This is a genomic window from Deltaproteobacteria bacterium, assembly GCA_016210045.1.
Classification (GTDB): Bacteria; UBA10199; UBA10199.
The window spans coordinates 104,198-125,345 of sequence record JACQUX010000038.1 but is presented as its reverse complement, the minus strand read 5'-3'; the positions used below and the strand labels follow the sequence as shown (position 1 = coordinate 125,345).

At 60.8% G+C, this 21,148-nt stretch carries 14 protein-coding genes; 9 read left to right on the top strand and 5 right to left on the bottom strand.

Translation table 11 applies throughout. From position 1 onward, the window contains the following. Positions 1-55 precede the first annotated feature (55 nt). Positions 56-7,012: a hypothetical protein gene (locus HY696_11055; protein ID MBI4238933.1), complete on the bottom strand. Its 6,957-nt coding sequence runs from the start codon at positions 7,010-7,012 to the stop codon at positions 56-58. Between the two features lie 264 nt (positions 7,013-7,276). Between HY696_11055 and HY696_11050 the strand changes: the two genes are divergently transcribed. Continuing rightward, positions 7,277-9,994: a hypothetical protein gene (locus tag HY696_11050; GenBank protein ID MBI4238932.1), complete on the top strand. Its 2,718-nt coding sequence runs from the start codon at positions 7,277-7,279 to the stop codon at positions 9,992-9,994. A gap of 40 nt (positions 9,995-10,034) precedes the next feature. After that, positions 10,035-10,595 carry a hypothetical protein gene (locus HY696_11045; protein ID MBI4238931.1) on the top strand — a complete coding sequence of 187 codons (561 nt, stop codon included), beginning with the start codon at positions 10,035-10,037 and terminating at the stop codon, positions 10,593-10,595. Here the strand turns inward: HY696_11045 and HY696_11040 are convergent. From HY696_11040 to HY696_11030, 3 genes are all read right to left on the bottom strand, one after another. Further along, positions 10,543-10,848, bottom strand: coding sequence for a hypothetical protein (locus HY696_11040; GenBank protein ID MBI4238930.1), 306 nt, complete (start codon positions 10,846-10,848; stop codon positions 10,543-10,545). The two genes, HY696_11045 and HY696_11040, sit on opposite strands and share 53 nt — an antisense overlap. An 86-nt stretch (positions 10,849-10,934) precedes the next feature. Then, positions 10,935-11,384, bottom strand: coding sequence for a nucleoside deaminase (locus tag HY696_11035; protein ID MBI4238929.1), 450 nt, complete (start codon positions 11,382-11,384; stop codon positions 10,935-10,937). Positions 11,385-11,408: 24 nt separating this feature from the next. Continuing rightward, positions 11,409-12,650 (bottom strand): glutamate dehydrogenase, encoded by a 1,242-nt coding sequence (locus HY696_11030; GenBank protein ID MBI4238928.1) that lies wholly within the window; start codon positions 12,648-12,650, stop codon positions 11,409-11,411. Positions 12,651-12,903: 253 nt separating this feature from the next. On the opposite strand from HY696_11030, the gene HY696_11025 reads away from it, so the two are divergent. The 5 genes from HY696_11025 to HY696_11005 all read left to right on the top strand — a co-directional run bounded on the left by HY696_11025 (position 12,904) and on the right by HY696_11005 (position 18,697). Continuing rightward, the gene (locus HY696_11025) at positions 12,904-14,190 is read left to right on the top strand and encodes a hypothetical protein (protein MBI4238927.1); all 1,287 of its coding nucleotides are present in this window, start codon (positions 12,904-12,906) and stop codon (positions 14,188-14,190) included. A 64-nt stretch (positions 14,191-14,254) separates the two neighbouring features. Further along, positions 14,255-15,226 carry a ParB/RepB/Spo0J family partition protein gene (locus HY696_11020; GenBank protein ID MBI4238926.1) on the top strand — a complete coding sequence of 324 codons (972 nt, stop codon included), beginning with the start codon at positions 14,255-14,257 and terminating at the stop codon, positions 15,224-15,226. Positions 15,227-15,275: 49 nt separating this feature from the next. Further along, positions 15,276-16,346, top strand: coding sequence for a hypothetical protein (locus tag HY696_11015; protein MBI4238925.1), 1,071 nt, complete (start codon positions 15,276-15,278; stop codon positions 16,344-16,346). Positions 16,347-16,377: 31 nt separating this feature from the next. Next, positions 16,378-17,865: a chorismate-binding protein gene (locus HY696_11010; protein ID MBI4238924.1), complete on the top strand. Its 1,488-nt coding sequence runs from the start codon at positions 16,378-16,380 to the stop codon at positions 17,863-17,865. Continuing rightward, entirely contained in the window at positions 17,846-18,697 is an 852-nt protein-coding gene (locus HY696_11005; GenBank protein ID MBI4238923.1) for an aminotransferase class IV, read from the top strand. The genes HY696_11010 and HY696_11005 overlap by 20 nt, the downstream gene beginning before the upstream one ends. A gap of 198 nt (positions 18,698-18,895) precedes the next feature. Here the strand turns inward: HY696_11005 and HY696_11000 are convergent, their stop codons facing one another. After that, positions 18,896-19,477: a hypothetical protein gene (locus tag HY696_11000; GenBank protein MBI4238922.1), complete on the bottom strand. Its 582-nt coding sequence runs from the start codon at positions 19,475-19,477 to the stop codon at positions 18,896-18,898. A 177-nt stretch (positions 19,478-19,654) separates the two neighbouring features. Here HY696_11000 and HY696_10995 point away from each other — a divergent pair, with 177 nt between their 5' ends. Together HY696_10995 and HY696_10990 are read left to right on the top strand one after the other, a co-directional pair. Next, positions 19,655-20,290 (top strand): hypothetical protein, encoded by a 636-nt coding sequence (locus HY696_10995; protein ID MBI4238921.1) that lies wholly within the window; start codon positions 19,655-19,657, stop codon positions 20,288-20,290. After that, positions 20,287-21,147: a nucleotidyl transferase AbiEii/AbiGii toxin family protein gene (locus HY696_10990; protein ID MBI4238920.1), complete on the top strand. Its 861-nt coding sequence runs from the start codon at positions 20,287-20,289 to the stop codon at positions 21,145-21,147. The genes HY696_10995 and HY696_10990 overlap by 4 nt, the downstream gene beginning before the upstream one ends. The last annotated feature ends 1 nt before the right edge of the window (position 21,148 follow it).

Sequence of the window (21,148 nt, the reverse complement as noted above, 5' to 3'; positions counted from 1 at the left end):
TCAAACGGTTGGACTGCAATGGGCATTGAAGAAAAAACCACACCGCACTTACCCATTACCAATTGCCGACTTTTTCGACATTGAAAAAGTGTTGGTTCAAATCTTGGCCGCTCCACATATTGCCGCCGCTCACGAAGCTTATTCGCTCCCACCGCCGCAAGGCCGCGCGAGCCGACTCATTGATGCCCAGCTCCACGCCCGTATGTCCCTGTCGATTCAACTCCCGCATCATGAAGATGTCTCCAAGCGCCTCTTTCTGCTCCAGCGACCCGAGATAACGATTCGCCGTATCGAAGACCCGCGCGCCGATATGTAGGTAATGGCCCATTTCGTGGTAGAGCGTGCTCAAAGTCCACGACGCGAGATAAATCTTTCCACGACACGGTGTCGCAGGGGAACAAGTGGAATTATCTGGCGGCTCAAAGGCCCCTTTGACGGGTTCGCCTCTGAGATACAGCTCCTTCACGAAGATCAGTTCAGGGCCATCTTCCGCATCGATGCCGTATTCCGTAAGCATCCGCGCCGCCTCTTGCTGGATACCCGCTGGATCTCTGGCAAGGGTCTCTTCCGATACACTGAATGGACCACGACCATAGGCACCATCCCCAAGGGACGGCCCGAACGCGCCGGACGATCCAGACGTATTCGCACCGAGACTCAATCCGAACGAAAAATCCTTCCCGCCGGAGACGGCCATCTCCACGAATCCTTCCACGAGATTCCAGAGGAAACCGAACCATCCGCCGCCGTTCATTTGCGCGGATTCGCTGGAAAACCCGCTTGGGTCCAACGCCACGATCGGATTATTCATCGCATAGGCATACGGATTGGCGGCTACGGAGGCGGTGGGATCGCCCGGAATCGCATCGGGCTGCAGGAAGCGCCCAATGACCGGGTCGTAGGTGCGCGGTCCGGTCAGATACAAATCCACCACTTCGGGGAGCTCGACGCCGGTATACATATTGGTCTGATCTTGCCAACCGTGCCATTGTGGTTGACCGTCGGCAGCGAGCGGCGTGCCGTACGGGGTGTACAAGGTGCGGCCGTCGGTCACGGTGCCAGTCGCGTCGGCCACGATGGAACGGGAGCCGAGATGATCAGCATAGAAATAGCGGATGACAGGCGTCGCTTCGACAACCGTGACCGTAGCCACGCGGCGGTCCAGCGCCATGATATGGTAGCGCCGTTCTACGTTTCCATCGCGCTCCACGATCTCCAGCTCGTCAAACGGTGTCGTCATAGTTTGCGCGCTGGGTTGCAGCGCGGCCAAGGTCGGCGTCCGCGTCCGTGGAATCGCGATCGGTTGCTTCGCGCGCGGCGTCGGCACGGGTTGTTGCGCCCTGGCCGCGGGCGGTTTATTGGTCCCGGGCACGGCGCCAAGGGGATTCGTTACGGCCGGCATCTTGCCCGCTTGGCTGCGCACCAGCGCCCCGGTCGAACGCGACGGAGCCACAGCCGCAACGGCGCTCGGGATTCCGAACGCCGCTTGCCACATCTGCCGGAGCGTGCGGCCATCCGCAGTTTTCAACGTCGGCGCCGCGCGCTGTCCTTGCAAAACCGTTGTGAGCTGTTTGACCCGGCGTCCATCGCCGTCATACACAAAGTCCACGAAGCCGAGCGAACTCTGAAGCCGCGACAACCGATTCTGGTCGTCGTACGTGAAAATACGATCCCACGAGCCCGTAATATTGCCGTTCGCGTCGTACGCATAGCTGATCTGCTGTTTGGTCTGCTGATGATACGCGCTGCTCACGGCGTGTGGACGTTTGTCCGCATACGCCAACGTCCACGGACCGTGATTGATCAGGTTTCCCGCCGCATCCGCGTAGTAGGCGACTTCCCCGTAGACTTGGCTCTTGGCGGACGCGAGCGAGCGATCGGCATGATACGTAAACTGCTGCGAGGAGCTCGGCGTCACGGCGTCCGTAATCGCGGAGATGAATCCCAACGGATGTTCGTACGCGTACGTAAAGTCCAGCAATGCAGTCGCATTGCCGCTCCCCGGACGCGTCACGCGTCGTTGTTGCAGTTGTCCCGTGTTCGGGAGGTACGTGAAGTCCTCCTGGGTCCCATTGCCATAGGTCACTTGCTGTAATCGACCACTGCCGTCGTACGTGATCGCGGCGATGCTGACCTGCCATGGTTGCTGCCCGACGCGGCTTTGCACCTTGGTCAGTCCGTCCAAGTCGTATTGATATCGGATCGTGAAGCGGATCGGATCCGCTGTCGGCATGGCTCCGGCAGTCAGCCCAATTTTCGGCTGCGCAGCGGGATCGACATCGCGGAATTCCGATACGCGGCCGCGGTGGTCATACGTGTACAGTGCCCGATGGGTGACGCCATCTACTGTTTTCTCGAGCTGTTGCACCAAGCCTTGCGCGTTGTAGTGCCATCGCGTGATGCCCTGCGCGTCGCGCATCGCACTGCGTTGGCCCAACGCGGTCGCCTCCAGCGATTGCGTCGTGGGCGTGTTGCCGTCGTAAAAATATTCCGCTTCGAAATTTCCATCGTCGCCGACATCCACGGCCCGCACGCGATCGAGCAGATCGTAGTGAAACCGCGTGGCGATCTGCTTGGCATCGATCTGCGCCGCTTGCATGCCACGCGCATTGTATTGCCAAGTCCACGTGCCGCGATCCGGATCTACCCGTTGGGTCACGAGTTCCAAGCCGTTGCGCTGCAGAATCGTATTCTTCCCGTCTGGACCCGTCATCGTGATGCGGCCGTCTGCGACACCATAACTGATCGCCGTCTGGCCGCCGCCGGGATGGGAGCGCAGGATCACGCGATCCCGTCCGTCGGATTCCACGGTGCTCTTTTGTCCATCGGCGTACACCGTGTGGACCTGGAACGGCCGGTATTCATAGCTTTCCACCGAGGTCGGATTCTCCACGACGATTTTGCGGCCCAGCGCATCGACCGTCGTTGTGGTCCAGCGGACCGGCTCGCCATCCCGATGCGGCTCGCTCACCCGCCACACCGTTGCATACGGGCCATATTCCGTCAGGACTTGGCGCCAGCCTTGTTGGCCCAACGTCCGCACGCGCACGATTTTTCCGCGATCGTTCAGCGTCATTTCGGTCATGGAGGACGGCGTGCCTTTTGCGGAATAAAAACTCGGATGATCAGTCCGGGTCGTTTGGCTCTGGCCGTCCGCAGCAAAGATGAAGTGCTTCCACGTTTGGGCTCGATCGAGCGCGTCGATCCATTTTCCCTGTTCCAATGCGCGTCCCATCGACATGCGCTGTTCGAGCCGACCGAACATATCGTACGTGTGGAGGTCATAGTGCGCGGCGGCGACGGCCGTAGTCGACAGGCCTTCAACGCGCACCGGCTTGCCGAATGAAGCCCCCGACGTCAACGGTTCCGCAGCATTGACACCCGCATACGTCACCATCGAACGTTGCGCGAGCGTGTTCTCTTGACCGATCACGAATTGCGCATAGTTGGCATCGTAAAAGATCCGCGTCTGACTGGACGGCGCGTCCGGGTCCGCACCGGATCGTCGTTCGATATCGCGATTGCTGTAGCTGTCGTAACTATAACTGGTCCAGCTCGAGGCCGCGCCGTCGGCCTCCGTGGTCGTTTTTTGGAGCCGCCCGAGGTCATCATACACGTTGTCGACGGAGCGCTTGAGGCCATTCGCGGTCGTTGTCGACTTTTCCAACAGCCCGAGGATATACGGATCTTCGCGCCGCGTGTAGATGCGTGATTCCTGCACATCGTCCGTGAGCCCCACGGCGGCATCGATCCGTCCGTGGTGATGGATCGCAATGGGGAATCCATACGGATCATACTCCTGATATTCGGTGCGCACCGTCCGTTTTAGGCCGCCCTCATTTTGCGTGGTTTCCGTAATGTGCACCCGCGGCGCATACGGAGGCTTCGCCGTGCCGACCTCGTGATAGGTCTGCGAAACCGCACTCACTGGTTGCGGTGGCCATTCCGCGGATGACGACTTCTGTTTAAGGTCCTCCCGCACATGCATTTGCTGCTGTTCCACCATCCCCATGAAGGCATAGCCCGGCTTGTAAATCGTCGTGGTGCGGCGTTCGCTCATTGCGCCATATGCCGGATGCAATCCCGTTTCGATCATCCGGACTTCACGAAAGCCGAGAAGTTCCGGACCGCGCCGCTCGTCGTATTCCGAATCCGCGCTCTCCGACGACTCGGGCTTAGCCACGAATTGCGGATCCGCGAATTCGAACGTGCGCGCGCCGATCGCGGCACCGGCCACGTCGGCGACTTTCACGGATTGCACGACCAGCGGAGGCGAACCAACGGCCTCTTCAAACTTGGCATATGTGGTGTACGCAAACGTCGTGGTCGTCCCCATCGGGGCGCGCACCGTTTTCAGCAAATTGGGAAGTGCCAGCGAATTCAGATGTACCGTGGCTACGCACGACGCTTGGCCGATCGCACAGACATTTTCCACTAGATCCGGCACTCGATCCCCGTTCAGATCCAGAACCCGTACACCGCGATCAATGGTGTAGGTCTTGTCATCGTCGGGATTCTGGGAGCGGAACCGTGTCGCCATCGGCACAACAAATTTTGGAGAAACCGCATCGCCCATGATGTTCTTCCCCATGTACGCCCGCCACTGTCGCACCGCGCTGCCGAGCAGCGTGTGATATTCCGTCGTCGATTTTCCATCCGACCCAATGGACACAACGGCGTAAATCATGTCGTCAATCCCGTCGGCATTCAGATCGAACCATCGCCATCCGCTATCGACACTGCGGTTCTGATTGTCCGGAAAATCGATCGACGCGGGGAATTTGGTCTCTCCGGATGCCGTGACGACCACGGTTGGGGCCTGCTCTCCACCATTCCACGCGGCCACCCAATCGGCCGTGACGTTCAACCATCCATTCCCCGTGTTCAGGAAGAGGCCGTTGTTTTCGACGTACTTCTGATTCATGCTGTAGAGGTCGACTAAGCCGTCTGCATTGAAATCCGTAAATTGCACGCCGAGATCGACACCGAAGCGACTGAACACTACAGGCGGCGCCCATTGAGCGCGTTCTTGAAAATGCTTCGTCACCGGGTCGTAGAGCCAGGCGCGGTGCTGCGTGCCCGGCGGATAGGATTCCATCACGCCTTGCAACAGATCGACATAACCATCGCCATTCAGATCGACGGTCACGACGCCGGGGCTGTTGTAGGTTGGGCCCGCACCGGCAAGCGCGACCGGCAGCGTCGGGGCCACGCTGAGCGGTTGTCCGCGTAGATCGAAGACGCCTGATCCCAAAATTCCCGCCGGAGTGACGGCCATGCCGACGCCATTCACCAACAGATCACTTTGCCCATCACCATCGACATCGCCCATTTGGACATTGGCATCTAAGACCTCTTTGAGCAGAGTCGCCGCTTTCGGTTGCGCGGCGGCGGCGGCGTCTTTCTTGAATCCCGGAATGGTCGTCGCTTCCGTCGTGTGGCGACGCATCCAATAGCCGTCCGCTCCGACGCTGCCCGCAAACGCCGCAGGTGTCGGGGCAAACGTCCCATCGCCTTGATTGATCCAATCTTGCTTGGCAATGTCGCGCTGGATCAAGTCGGGCAAGCCATCATGATTCGGATCGGCAAAAAAGACGCCGGCACCGAACACAAATTCCTCCGCCTCGACCCATTGGGTGCCACCGACATAAATAATCGGATCTCCCTCCATCGGATTGATCGGCTTCCCATCCTCGTCTTTATTATATTGCGGCGTCCCCAATGTTTCCTGCGCATAAAACGATTGATAACTGTAACTCAGCGCCCCCAGTGGCGTCGTGTTCAACGGCCAATATTCTGGCGGCGGCTGCGCCTCGCTGAACGTCAGACGAATGGGGGGCAGCAGACTCTGACCACCTTTGAAGGTTTGTTGAATCTCCCGCAACAGGCTGTGCCCGTTGATGTGGTCCTGCACGTAAGTAAAGTGGTAACTCCACGCCAGTTCGCCGGTCGGCGTGAGCACGTCCACTCGCTTCACGCGCTCGGCGGAGCCGACCACCTGCCCCGATTGGGCCGAGATAACGACATCGTCTCGGTATTCATAGTGAAAGAGGACTTTGTAACAGGTATCGGATTCCTCAAGCGCACAGGAATAGCGGATTTCTGCGAGCACGACCGCCCGTGACCCGACATCGACGCCGCCGATCATGAATGGCGCACCGGCGCGATAGCGATAGAACGTGTTGGTCTGCTCGTCCGGTGAAATCGCCGCCACCAAATACTGTTCGTTCCGCTTGATCGCGCTCGTCGTTCCCGGATGGCTTGTGAATTGATAGCGCATCCCGGTGGGAAGCCGAGCCCCCCATTTATCGAACAGGAATTGATTCGGCGCCGTAACGACCCAATGGGACTGATACCGCGGCAGAAATCGCAACCCGCCCGCCGTCGCGGATCCGGCGTAGAAAATTTCCTGCGCGTTCCCTTCGACATTCACCCGATAGCGTTCGTTCGCCCAATCGAAGTTGCTGAAAAACCCCGGCCCATAACTCTGTGGCGGCACAACGCCCTCCCGCCAACCTCGCCGCGTGATCTGGCCTCCCGCGACCAATTCCATTCCATACCCGAGCGGCCCGTTGCTCCGATTGCCGCTGGAGTAGACGGCGGCGACGACCGGCGTCATTCCGTGGCGCCCGGGAAGTAACTGCAACGGAAATGGTAGCGACACCCCACCGGCAGGACCCACGCCGGCCTCTTGCACCGCCAATCCGTGATCGCCCAACGGACTCTGCGTGTCGTCCATCGGAGCGCCCACCGCAGCGCCAGGCGCTGCCGCCGCGCCGTCCTCGGTCAACGCCGCTTGCTGCGTGGCCAGCTCGTGCGTGGTCTCCCCGCGCGGCGGCGCTTCCTGTTCTTCGGCGGATGACTCGGCAGCGGGCGGCGGGTCCGGCTCGGCGCGCGCCTCCTCCTCCGCAGCCCCCACCGGACCGGCCAGGAACAACAGCCCGCAGAGCGCGCCACGAACCCAGGCACACTGTGGGTATTCGGCGAACCAATGCCACCGCAAGAATCGCATGACCTTGTAACACCTGCAATGGCAAGGCCAGCAACCTTCCTAGAGCAAGTCCCCTATACAGACGACGTCTATCCAGGCACGCCACCGCCATTTCAGTGACGTTTTTTTCTCGTTCCCACCACGCATTCTCAACCTGAGAAATCAGCTGGTCGCCCCGCAAAAAAATGGCCCGCCTTTTCAGCACCGTGCGGAACCCGCCGCACGGTCGCGTGCGGTACGCATCTTGCTTTCTGATCATCCTGCCTCACTATCCAGGAGCCCCGTATGCGCCGAACTCGTATCCTTCCGTACTGTGCCCGTTTCATCCTTACCCTGACCCTGACTGGAGTTCCGTCCCTCAGCTGGGCCGGGAGCTCGACCGACGCCATTATCCAACTCGAAGCCGACGCGATCGCGCAGCAAGCGCGGGTCTGGGCGGCTGGGGCGGCGGTCGATCAGGCGTATCGGGAAATCGTGATCCAGCAGTCGCTGCAGCCAGCAAAACCGTTAACAGCCGCGCAAATAACCCAAGCGACTAAAACGCCACCATCCGCGCCTGGCTTCTGGCAACTGCTGCAGAAGAAATCGAAGTCGAAGACGCCGAGTCCGCTGGCCGTGGCCCAACAGACTTATCAAGCCGCGATCCAGTCGCTGCAAGCGGCTGATGAGGCACTCGCGCCGCTCGATGCCCAACTCGACGCGCAACTCGCGGCGCGTCTTGATGACGTATTACAAGACCCCGCACTGGCCGGCGGCAATTTGGTTCCGCTGTTGGAGCAATCCTGCTTTCGTCTCGGGATCGCGACCCGTCGCGCGCTGCCGTTCGGACTGCGCACCGTGATCGCCGGACTGACCGATCAGTACACCGGCGACGTCGTTGCCGAGCAAACGCTGACCAAATATTGTCTCAATGCCGTGCATGGTGAATTCAAACCGGCCACGGCCCATTTGAGCGACTGGATATTGGGCTCGCTTTATCTGAATACTGCACAAGCGCTGGCGCTCGACGCCGCATTGGCCAAGGCGTTGCAAACGGCCGTGCAAGAGGTCGACGCGTTGCCGATCACGGAGGCACAACGCGCCTTGGTTCGGCACCATCTTCTCTCCGTCGGACTGAATCCCGTGCTCAACCTCTTCGACGTGATCAAACGCGTCGGGACCGAAAGTCAACTCTGGCTCGCGATGCAGTCGTTGCTGCCGTCAATCGACCTCGCCGCGCAAAATCCGTTTCTCGAAAAATTCGGTCTCTATTTGTATGACCCGGCCGAAGGCCTGATGAAACAGCAATTCTTTTGTGCCGGCGCGGATGCGCAAAAGGCCGGACTCGGCGGGATACCCGGGATGGCCGGCATACCAGGAAAAAGTGGCGGAATGGGGATGAAGGCCGGAGGTCCTGGCCAAGGAGCCGGGATGGGTCCGAAGATGGCGGCCTTTGGGGGAGGCGGCGGAATGGGAAAAACCCCATTCGGCGCGTCGATGGGGAAGGTGAAGGAAAAAAATTGCCAACCAGGCGGCGGGAGTCCCAGTGGAGCATTCGTCGGCGCGGCGCTGCAAGGCGAATGCATGGGATTCGACAGCTTCATGAATGTGCTGCTCGACCCGGCATCGCATGGCATGGGAACCTGCAGCCTCTGGTCCACTGCGGCGGCCGGCAAGGGATGCAATGATACCTGCGGCGGCGGATCGGACGGCGGCGGGACCGCGGGCGCCTGCGGCGTGCAACTCCCGCAACTCGGCTGGGTGATGTGTCATCGTGATCCGTTTTCCAATCCGATCGCACCGAATCCGCAACCGTATCGCAGCGGCGGTGAAGGCGGCGGTGGACGCGGGCCCGGCGGCGCAGGCATGGGCGGCGGCGAGCTGATGGAGAGTATCGTGAAGGTCCCGGTCGGGTCGCTGTGCGGCGCGGCGAGCGGAGATAATCCCGAAAAAACCGAAACACCAATTAAGACTCCGCTCGATGAAAAAATCGACAAGAACAAGAAACAAGCCGGCGATGGTTTTGGTCCGGTCGCGGATGGACTCCGCAATCAGGCCAACGCGAATAGTCACAATATCACGCCCGAGCAACACGCGGCCGCACTGGCACACGCCCAGAAGGCGATGGCCAACGCGACCCCGGTGAATTTCGAAAAAGTGACGCCGGGTGAACTCGCGAAGAAGGCGAAAGAAGAAGGCGCTACACCGCTGGTGGGTGGCAGCGCCGTGCTATCTCCCGATGGGGGAACCGTGTCCCACGCCAGCGGCAAACCGGGCCAACCGCAACCCGGCGGACTCTACGATCCCGCCAGCGGCCGCATCTTCCTGAACAAAGGTGTTGCCGCAAGCGGGCAAGGGACCGGTGTTGTCCAACACGAAGGCGGTCACGCGTATCTGTCGGGCGCTGGCGTCGCATCCAAGGAACATCACGGCGTGATGGCCGAGAGTGGCACCGTGCCGATGCAGCACGGCGGACATCTCTGCCAAGGCGACACTTGTTCCAATCAGTGTACTTCCGTTTCCGGACAATTCGCCCCGCCGGGCGGCTGTCAAGGATACCCGCAAGGTCCCGACAAACCGCAACCGGACTGCATCGTCGCGGAGTGTCAACCGCCCGGCACCGGATCATTGGTGGCCGGCGGAATGGCAGATGCAACAGATAAAAATAGCATGAGCGGCGGCGCCGCCAGCCAGGGGAACTTGAGCAGCTGCGCCCCGTCGACGTCGAACAAGAGCGCCTGCTGGGCCGTCGACTGCGGACCCGCGATGGGCGCCCGATCCCCGCTCGCGGACAGCGACGTAAAAACGAGCAAAGGCGGCGGCACCGGCACCGGCAGCGGCACCGCGCAATGCTGCAACAAAGGCGGCGGCGATCCGCGCCTCGGCCTCGACTGGAGCAACTTGCCCGGCTTCGGCCTCTGGGACCCTTCCCCGATGATGCAGTCGTTCATCGAACACGCCGCGACGCCCACCGACACCCTGCCGCAACAAGCGCAGCCGATGCCCGCTACTCCGCAACCGTAATGGACTTGCGCGCATCTGCGGCCCGGCGTATGTCCGCAGCATGGGCCGTGGCAACTTCCCCATCGGACAACCGATCAATCCGCCATACGATTTCAATCGCGATGGGATTGCCGATGCGGTCCTCATGATCAGTCACGATCAGCCCCTGCCACCACCTCCCGGCTCTCGGGCCCAACCGGGAGTCATTTCCTATTTCGCGTTCATCCCCGCGCTCACGCCTGCCGGAGCAACGCCGCCCGCGCGGCCGATCCACGCCACACGCTTCACCTCGCCGGCGAAGTGCCGGCTCCCCAAGACCGTCGTCGTCGGCACCGTTGGGGGGAAACCGTTGCGCGCTCGCGTGCAATATTGGGAATTCCCCGCGGACCCCGCGACGCCCCCGTTCTTCGGAACTACGCAGGACACATTGTTCCGCGCCGGCATGCGCGTCTGGATCCGCGCGGCCCGGCGCGCCGACACGATCGACCGATTTATCCTGGCGCTCAGCGAATACGGCGACCCGCTGCACAACACGGCCGTCGCACAGCTCCGCTCCCATCCCTGCCGCTTTATCCCAATGGATCAACTGGCAGCGCGGCCAGATACGCCCGCGCCACGGTGAGAAACTGCTCGACGTCGCGCAATCGGTCCCCGGCGATCGTCTTGGAAAAGGGCATCCATAATCGGATCCCGTCCCGCTCGATGTCGATCGCAATGCGTCGCTCATGCGCCCGGAGCGCGGAGTATTGCGGATAGGTCAATACGAGCGGCGCAATCAACACCTCGGTGGCGACAAATACCGCATAGGCCGCATCCCACAGCGCTACTTTGGCCCGGAATTGTTGCACCGCAGTCACTTCCGCAGGACTCAGCATCGGCGTCGACTCCAGGCGGCCAGTGTAATGAGGGACGCGACAACGCGCAACCGGTTTCACTGGCGAGGGAATTGCCCACAACGCGTCTACGCCTTCACTGACTTACATCCCCGCAACCCTCGAAAAAACGCCGAGAGCAGCGCGCCGCAGTCGGCGGCCAAAACGCCAGCGGTGCATGGGATGCGGTGATTGAGGCGCGCGTCGTCGAGAACTTGGTAAAGCGAGCCGCAGGCGCCGGCCTTCGGATCGGCGCAACCGTAAACGAGTCGTGCGAGCCGCGCTTGCAGTAATGCGCCCGCGCACATCAGACACGGTTCACACGTGACGTACAGCGTGACGTCGTCGAGCCGCCAACTGGCACGAGTGCCGATGAGTTGCTGCAGCAGCAGAATTTCCGCGTGTCCCAGTGGATTGCCGTCGGCTTCACGTCGGTTGTGGGCCCGCGCCACGATTTGCTCGCCGACGACCGCGACGGCCCCGATCGGGACTTCGCCTTGGGCGCCCGCCAATTCCGCCTCCGCCAGCGCCGCACGCATGCATTCGTCGTCCGTCAGCACAGTTCAAATCCCGCGCAGCTGCATCGCTTCCCAGACGCGGCGGAGTGCGATCAGATACGCGGCCTCGCGATACGTGCATTGTGATTCCACGACGGTCTCGGACATGGTGCGATACGCCGTTTCGAGCCGTTCGCCGAGTCGTTGATTCACTTCCGCCTCGCTCCAGAAGAATTGCTGTAAGTTCTGCGTCCATTCGAAGTACGACACGGTCACGCCGCCGGCGTTAGCCAGGATGTCGGGGATGATCGGGATCCCCCGCTGCTCCAACGCCGCTGCGGCGTCCGGAGTCACCGGATGATTGGCCCCTTCAATCAACAGCTTGGTTTGAATTTGGGCCGCGTTCGCCATCGTAATCACGCCCCCCATCGCGGCAGGAATCAGGATGTCGCACGGGATCGTGAGTAGCTTCGCACCGTCGATCGGCTCCGCGCCGGGGAACCCTTTGACCGTGCGATGTTCCCGCACCCACGCCAACAGCGCCGGGATATCGAGTCCGTCTTTCGCATAGATCGCGCCATCGACATCGCTCACCGCGATAATTTTCGCGCCCGCTTGCATCAGGAACTCCGCCGCATAGGTCCCGACGTTGCCGAATCCTTGCAACACGATCCGCGCCCCCGGGACGTCGATCCCGTTATCGTTCGCCGCCCACTGCGTAACGAGACTCACGCCTCGCCCGGTGGCCGCTTGCCGTCCCTTGGAACCGCCCAGCGCCAACGGCTTTCCCGTCACCACGGCCGGCGTGTGTCCGTGCCGCCGACCGTATTCATCCATGATCCAACCCATCACTTCGGCATTGGTGTTCACGTCCGGCGCCGGGACATCGCGATACGGCCCGAGCGCCATGTCGATCTTGCGCGTGAACGAACGGGTCAGGTCTTGCAATTCGCGCGGCGAGAGTTGGCGCGGATCGACCGTGATCCCACCCTTCGCCCCGCCGAACGGGATATCGACCAACGCGTTCTTCCACGTCATCAACGACGCCAGCGCACGGACTTCGTCTTCGTTCACGTCCGGATGGTAACGAATCCCACCTTTATAAGGACCGCGCGCCGCATTGTGCTGAATGCGATAGCCGAAGGTCTCGAAAATCGAGCCATCGTCGCGATGGATCATCACTTGGACCCGCAGTTCGCGATACGGATTGAGCATGATGTTCAGATACGCGTCCGGGATTTGCAGCCGCTTCGCCACCCGCCGGACATAGGTATTCACCTCTGCAAACGCCGAATGCTTCGCTGTCATGGTCCCCCTCCAGGTTATGAACCGCGTCCATCCTTATGATATCGCAGCTGTTTTAACCACCACTTTCTGCGACTGCGAAACCTGCCATTGATTTCATTGGGTTTTTTCCAAAAAATCCCCCCACCTCTGCCCCCTGCCGACCTCCCAGAGCCCGGTAAATTGGCTCATAGAGGCCTCAAAGATGGAGAATATTGCGATTATGCGACTAATTTACACAACTTTCCCCCGCTTCTGCCGATGCTCTGTACTGACTATGAGCCGAGCCACCCAATTACAGCTGCGTCGCATCGCCAATATCCGGCGGCTGCGGGAAACTCATGCCGACGCTACATTAGTGGCCGCTGACGCCGCAGCTCGGCACCACGCAGTTGCCGGAGACCGTTTTTTGCGTCCAGCCCCGACACTCCATGGCGACAACGCCGCACAGCTGGCCGATCGCATTACCGGTCGCCTCCTTGGAGCCGGCCAACTCTTCGCCCCGTTCGCAACTGCTGCGGCCACAACGGAACGTAGCGCGTGGGGGCAGCAATGCCTCGCCGTCACCAAAACAAAATTGCGCACGCCCATCGCCCCGGCCCAGTTTCGCCGCGACGTCCGCGCGTTTCTCCGCTTTGCCCGCGCGTTTGTCGCCACGCAGGACCGCCTGCCGACGCGATCCGAGGTCTATTATTGGATGACGTATCATCCGGAGACACCAACGACCGTGGAACCGACACATCTCGCAATCTATCGACACCACGCAGCGGCCCTGTATCGACGCTGTGGCACGCGCGACACCGATACCATCGAAATCATCCCCCAAGACGATCCGACCGATCATGAATCGTGGCTGTATTTGCGCCCCCGCGATCCACAATGCCAACCACGCTTCGATTATCGAGGCGTGAGAACTAGCACCCGCTTCTACTTGGCCATACATCCCGCGTTCGCCGCTCAAATCGCCTCCACGCTCATCGACACCATCAAACGCGCCGACTGGGATGTCGACCTCAAACTGCCGTCGCCGTTTGTCGCCGACGAAGAACTCCAGCATCACCTGCATCGTCCCGATAAGATCGTGATGTATTGTCCACGCACACTCACTTGGGAAATGCGCCGCGTGTTGGGACGTCTCTGGAACGCCATGCACCCTGCGTTCGTCAACGATCCGCGGCCCGTCCGCTTCGCCGCGACACTGCGCGTCTACGATCCACCCGCCCGGACCCATCACACGCCCGGCATTTATGAGGCGGACGAAGTCCTATTGTATAACGACGACGGGTGCCCGCTGACGTCGTTTCATGGCCTCTACGCCATGCTGCTGGCGTATCTCCTCGCACGAGACGACCACGCCGTGCCACGTACGGCGACAGCCATCCGGACGTTTCAGCAACAACTCGAAGCGGCATTGTACCACTGCGGGATGTTCGGCGCTTACCAACGGCTCTCCATCGAACACACCGCCCTCGCAGCCCTGCAATCCGCAGTCGACGAGACGATGCGAGAACATCCGGAAGCGGAATGGGAAGATATTTTTCCAACAATGCTGTTCCCCGAATAATTTTTCACTGCATGACTGATTTTTTATTGCGACCTTGAGCGAATTTTGCGATACGCGCGTGTCTATGCTACTTCAAGTCCTCCCAATTACCGGTCTCAATATCGCCGACGACAGTTTCCGAATGAGTTTCGCGCCGCGACTCGAACGACTCACCTCCTCGATCAAGACGATCGGCGTGGTGCAACCGATTGTCGCGCGTCACACCGTGGACGGCGCGTATCAAATCGTCGCCGGATATCGGCGCGTGGTCGCGTGCCAGGCACTGGGTCGTCAAACCATCCCGGCGCTGGTCTACGACCACAGCGCGTTGCCGGTCTTTCAGGCCTTCCTACACAATTTGCACGACAACTTGGCCACGCGCGGCTTGAACCTCATTGAAGAAGCACACGTGTTGGAACGCCTGCTCGGCAGTTACGGCATCGCCGAAGACGATTTAGTGAAGACCTATCTCCCGCTGATGGAAGAAGACGCCAGTTATCGCGTCCTCCACCAACTGTTGTCCTTAATGCAGTGCGCGGGACCAGCCAAGGCCTTGATCGTGGACAAGCGCTACGCATTGTCCACGGCTGCTCGGATCGCGGAGTTCAGCCCGAGCACCCAAGAGGCGTTGGTCAAGGTGTTGCGGCCGTTGCGCGCGACACCGGCCAAATTGAACGACTTGCTCGTCATGATCCGCGAGATCGCCGCCCGAGACGCCGTCAGCGTCGAAGACGTGCTGGAGCGCTATCAACTCCTCGCCGTCGTGATCGATCCGACTGTCGCTCCGCCGGCCAAGGTCGAGGCATTGCGCAAAACGCTGCAAGGCGTGCGCTTGCCAACGCTGATGGAACGCCAACAACAATTCGCCTCGATGATCCGCGACTTGGCGTTGCCGCAGACGGCGAAACTAACCGCCGATCCCTACTTCGAAGACCCCCGCATTAAGCTGGAGTACCAATTCAAGGCCCCGGAAGAGCTGGCGACCCTGGTCACTCAGTTGCAACAAGCCTTCGACCGTCAGTCATGGCGCAAGATCTTCGAATGGTACCGCGTATAATCTATCGCGATTGACAGGAGTAGAGAGCGCGACATAACACGGAGCCCGCATGAGCACGGCTTCGTACAGCGCAGATCCCGACATCATTTACATCGACGCCGCCGTGCGTGGATTGCCGGCGACTCAACAGCTGCTGGCGCAACTCGGAACCACGACCACCACAGAAACCATCGACGACCTGACGACGTTGGTGTACCCCGACGACCCGGCGGCGGCAAAGCGCCGCTGGGCACTTACCGAGGCCCCGAAACCATGGTTTCGCCCGTTGGTGAAGATACCGTCCTCGGAGATCGGCGCGGAAACGGCAGAGGCGCCGAGCCTTCATTGGTGCACCGACTTTGTGCTGAACGCACCGTATGAATGCAGCTACTTTCCGTTTCCCAACCCGAAACTCCGACGCCCAATTGTGTCCGTGCACGTCAACCTCGATGAAATGTTGACTGATTTCTCGCGTCGCGCCAACCGCGTAGTAAACCAACAATTCGTGTTGCGCTGCGGCGACGCAGGCGATGCGTTGGCGATCGATCACTACACGCACTTTGCCGCGCGGCTCATCCCGTGCTTCGCGTGGACGCGCCATGCACAGCTGGAATTGTGGACTCGCACCGCGAACGTGCAGCACTTGATCGGTCTCGAACATCGCGGACAAACCACCATCGTCTTTGCCGTCGCCCCGGACGACTTCATCCGCCGGAATGAACGTGGGACCGCGCCGTTGGCGGACCGCTTGGCGGCCGCGGCGGCGCTGGCCGACGCCGGCTATCGGATCATCTGCTCGCTCGATCCGATCGTCCAGGGCCCGGATTGGGAAACGCACTACGACACGCTGATCGACCAACTCCTGGCCGCCGTCCCGGCAGCGGCGCTCCAAGGGATCGAACTCTCATGCCTGCACTATCCGCGCGGCTATGCCCCACAAGGACAGCAACGCTTTCCGGAAACGAGCATCTATTTCGGCGAACTCGTCCCGGTGAACGGCTGCTATCGCTACTTCCGCCCAGTGCGACAACAGATGTACGCCTATCTCACCGCCGCCATCCACTACCGCCGCGCAACGGTGCCCATCACCATCACCCGGGAACATGGATTATTGGCGGCTCCTTCGCATAATCTCAATTGACACCTCCTCGCAACTGTGGTCGGGTGGCGCCGTGCCGGGCACTCCTGCTATTGTCCCTCTCGCCACGCCACCCGATGTCACGGCGGCGCTGCAGGCCGTCAGCACGGCCGGTCCCAGTTTTTGTATGGATACCGGCGGGCGGTACACCTTCATTGGCATCCGTCCCGTCGCGCAGTTCCAATGTGTTGGCGGCTTCATCACCACGCAACAGGGGTCCCGCACCCGCACCGCGATCGACAACCCGGTCGACGCGCTGCGCGGCTTTGCCACCATTTTGCAAGATTTGCCGATCGATCCGTATCTCCCCTTTTATGGCGGACTCGTCGGCTACGTCGGCTTCGAATGGGGCGCACGCGCCATTCCGGATACCCGTGCCGATGGCAACCAAGAACTCCCCGACGCGTGGTTAGGCCTGTTCGACACCGTGCTCGTCATCGACCACGTCGAACGGAGTGCGTACGTCGCCTCGCTCGGCCTCGACCACACCGTGCAATCACGGCCCGCATTAGCGGAGGCCCGCGCCGAAGAACTGGCCGCGCTCGTGACGGAACACGCGACGTCATCGCTTGACGATCCGGAAGCGCATCGCCTGCTGCCCAACCACGATACCGAACGCTCGCTCTCGACCAGCATCCTCTCGCACCGCGCCACGGATCGGGATCATCCGATCGCGTTCATGGCCGAAGATCTCACCCCGGTCAGTCCGCGCCGCCGCTATCGCCAAATCGCGCAGGAATTGAAACGCTGCCTCTGGCAAGGCGTAGCGCAACGCATCAACTTGGCGCCACGGTACGTCGGCCTGATGCCGCAAGCCCCATGGGCCGTGCATGCGCAGTTACGGCAGACCAATCCGGCGCCATACGCCACGTACCTCGACACCGGCTCGTTCCAACTTTGCTCCCTCTCGCCCACGTCGTTTCTGACCATGGAACAGCGCGAACTCACCGCCAAGCCCGTATTGGCGTGCGGCCCGTATCAGCACGGCATCGCGCTGCCGGAACCGAACGAATGGCTTGCGGAAACACCGGGCGCCCGTGGATTGCTGCACCGCTTGCGCGAAGAACTGATGCCGCTCGCCGAACAAGGGACCGTGCGGGAAGACCCGGCCGCGTTGGAAGTCGATGCGCGCAGTGTCCACCTGACATGTAACTTGCGCGCGCGGCTCCGCGCCGATTACGGATTAGTCGACGCATTAAGCATCATCGTGCCGGGACTTTCGATGACCGGCTTCCCGAAACACAACGTGGTCCGCCTGTTGCTGCAACACGAACCGTTCCGTCGCCACGCCTACACCGGCGCACTCGGGATGTGGGGCCCGCACGGGCGCGCGCAATTTAACCTCGGCGTTCGGCTGCTGACCATCCGCGAAGGCCTCGGTTATCTCCACGCCGCGAACTGGCTCGATCCAGCGACCGACGCCGAGGCCGCGCTCGAAGCCACCGACCAGCGCGTGGCCGCATTCTTCGCGCAACTCCACCATCTCCCGATCGACACGATCCATGAGCAAAGTCTATATTAACGGACAGCTCGTGTCGGAAACGGCGGCGAAGCTCTCCGTCTTCGACCGCGGATTTCTCTACGGCGAAGGCGTCTTCGAGACGTTGCGCGCGTATGCCGGCCGCGTCGCGTTTCCCGCGCTCCATTACCACCGACTGCGCGAAAACTGCGAACGACTCCAAATCGATCTCCCGCTGGACGAATACGCGTTCGAAAAAACCGTGCAAAAAGTCCTCGCCGCCAATCGCTTACGCGAGGCCGTGGTGCGCGTCACGATCAGCGCTGGAGGCACGGCGTACACCTTCGACCGCCCGCCCCACCTCGACGCCAACGTCGTCTTGTTCGCACGGCGTTTTCGGCCGAAACCGGAACGCCTTTACCACCAAGGCGCCTCGATCATCGTCGTCACATCGGTCTGTGGAGAACCGCCGGCACTCGCGAATTTGAAGACCACGAGTTATCTCTGTCGGATGTTGGCGCGCCAAGAGGTCCAGGCCGCGCGCGCCGACGAAGGCCTGTTGTTGAATCAACGCGGTTGGGTCTTAGAAGGCACGGCCACGAATCTCTTGCTCGTCCGCAAAGGCCGCCTCTACACGCCGCCACTCAGCGACGGCGTGTTGCCGGGCGTCACCCGTTTCGGCATTTTAGGAGTCGCCGACAGTCTCGACATCCCGTGGCGCGAGGCCCATATCTCCATCGAAAATCTGAAGGCCGCCGACGAAATTTTTCTGACCGGCACCACCAGCGAAGTCCTGCCCGTCCGTGAAATCCGCGACATCACGATCAAGCCCCGCACCCCCGGCCCGATCACCCGCCAACTGATGGCCGCCTATCAACAACTACTGCCGCACTGAACGCACCCGCCCCAAGGGGTGGGGTATCCACCTCCCTCGCCCTTTGGGGAGAGGGTTGGGTGAGGGGGAGACCACCATGACTACACAGTCTTGAATCCTCCCCTCACCCTAGCCCTCTCCCCTAAGGGAGAGGGAATAAGAAAAGCCGCGAGGAATTTCACCTGGGAAGATTAAACGCGCAATACATCACACCGCCTCTCACGCGCCGCGCTTGGCCTTCCCTAAACATTCGGCTTGGTAGGTGCGTTCATCGACGCGCGTGAGAGACTTGATTTGCTGCGGCGTCAATAAGCGGGTGTGGGGGATCTCGAGCAGATGCTCGGCGATGAACCAAATGGGTCGTTGCGTGGTCATCCAGTGCTGGCGATCGAAACGCGCCAAGTTAACCGGACGCGAAAAAGTCCGCAGCGTGCGGGCACGGCGCGGATTGAAATAGATATGGAAGTAACTGAGCGCCAGTTCGCGGAGCGTGCGATAGACCGGCTCCCGCCCCCGACACCCAGTGAAATTCGATTTCGCGACCGCACCCCAATGCCCGCGCGATCGATACACCGCGATGACGTGATCGGTATCGTGGTCAGCTTCGAGATCGAGGATCAGCGGCGGAAAGCCGAGCACGCGCAACGCCGCGGCCGCAAATATCGCTCCTTCTAAACAGTGCGCGGTGTGTTCCGTCAACACCCGCCGTGGCGACCAGGCCGTCGTGGCCAAATGGTACGGCATCGCATCCAGCATGCACTGGATCCCATACGGAGTCTGCAACGCGCGCAATCGCCGCAGTTCGGCGCTGTTAAAATCATGCTCGGTGTACACACGATTCATAACGTCCCCGCAGGCAGATATCTGCCCGAACAGACATTGTCGATAGGGATCGCGCCGCGCGTGCGCGTCACATTAGGCAAACAATGGCATAATAACGATTGATACTGTCACATTTCGACAGTATCATACAAATATATGTCACCCTTCATCGATTCCATCCGTGCACGGATCCCATATGACAGCTTCTCGGATACGGAACTGCTCCAAATTTTCCCTGGCTCGAAGGATCGCCTGTATGGGCTGGTGAAACGCGCCCTCGCGCGGCGAGACTTCATCCACTTGCGCCGCGGCGTCTATTGTCTGGCCGAGCCGTATCGGCGCCGCCCGTTGAATCTCTTTGTCCTCGCACAGAAACTCTATGGCCCTTCGTATATCAGTTACGAGACGGCGCTGGTCCATCACGGCTGGATACCGGAGGCCGTCTACACGACCACCTCCGCAGCCCGACTGCGCACCCGCGCATTTCATACGCCGCTCGGGATTTTTCATTTCACGACGGTCCCCCTGCATGGCTTCATGACCGCAGTGGAGCGCTGTGTCGTCGCCGACGAGGTGTTCTTCATGGCACGCCCGTGGCGGGCCATCGTCGACTACATGAGGTCGCATCGCAAGTCGTGGCGTGGCGTGGGCCCTTTGCTACACGATTTACGGCTCGATGAAGAGCAGATGCATACGACAACCGCCGAGGAATTGAACGCACTCGCTGCGGTGAACCGCAGTCGACCAATCGTTCGTTTCTTGAATCGTGTGAGAAAGGACCTCCAATTATGAGCCACCGCATCCTACAGGAGCGTCTCGATACGCATCGGTGCCAGTCCCATCAGGAAGAAGCACAAGCGCTGCGTGAAATCGTCCAGGAGATCGCGCTCGCTGCGTTGTCCCGGAGCGCCTTCTTTAAGGTCGCCGCGTTCCACGGTGGGACGGCCTTACGGATTTTATATAGCCTCGAACGGTTCTCCGAGGATCTGGACTTTGCCTTGCACCAACCGAATCCCACGTTTGCATGGGAGACCTACTTGCGTGGCCTCATCACGGAATTTGCGGCCTATGGATTAACCGTCGAGATCGAGGACCGCACGAAGGCCACCGGCACGGTCAAAGCGGCTTTCTTAAAGGATCAATCGATCGGCAAGGTCCTCAAGATTCGCCACCCGCTCACCACCGGACGTCCGAAACAAATCCGCGTCAAATTCGAACTCGACACCAATCCCCCGACCGGCGCACACACCGAAATCAAGTATCTCGACTTTCCTTTTCCCTTCCCGGTGGTCATTCACGATCTTCCCAGCCTCTTCGCCGGCAAGTGCCACGCCTTGCTGTGCCGCGAGTACCTCAAGGGACGGGATTGGTATGACTTCGTCTGGTACGTTGGCCGGCACCCTCAATTAAACATGCCATTGTTGAGTGCGGCGTGTGAACAGCAGGGGCCGTGGCGCGGCCAAGGGCAACAAGTAACACGAAAGTGGTTCCTGGACACGATGCGCGCGAAGATCCGCGCCACCGATTGGGCCGCAGCACGCGCCGATGTCGAACGATTTCTAAAACCGACTGCACTCTCTACGCTCGCACTTTGGTCGACCGATTTTTTTCTCGATCGACTCGACCGGCTGGCAGAGGGCCTGCGGTGAA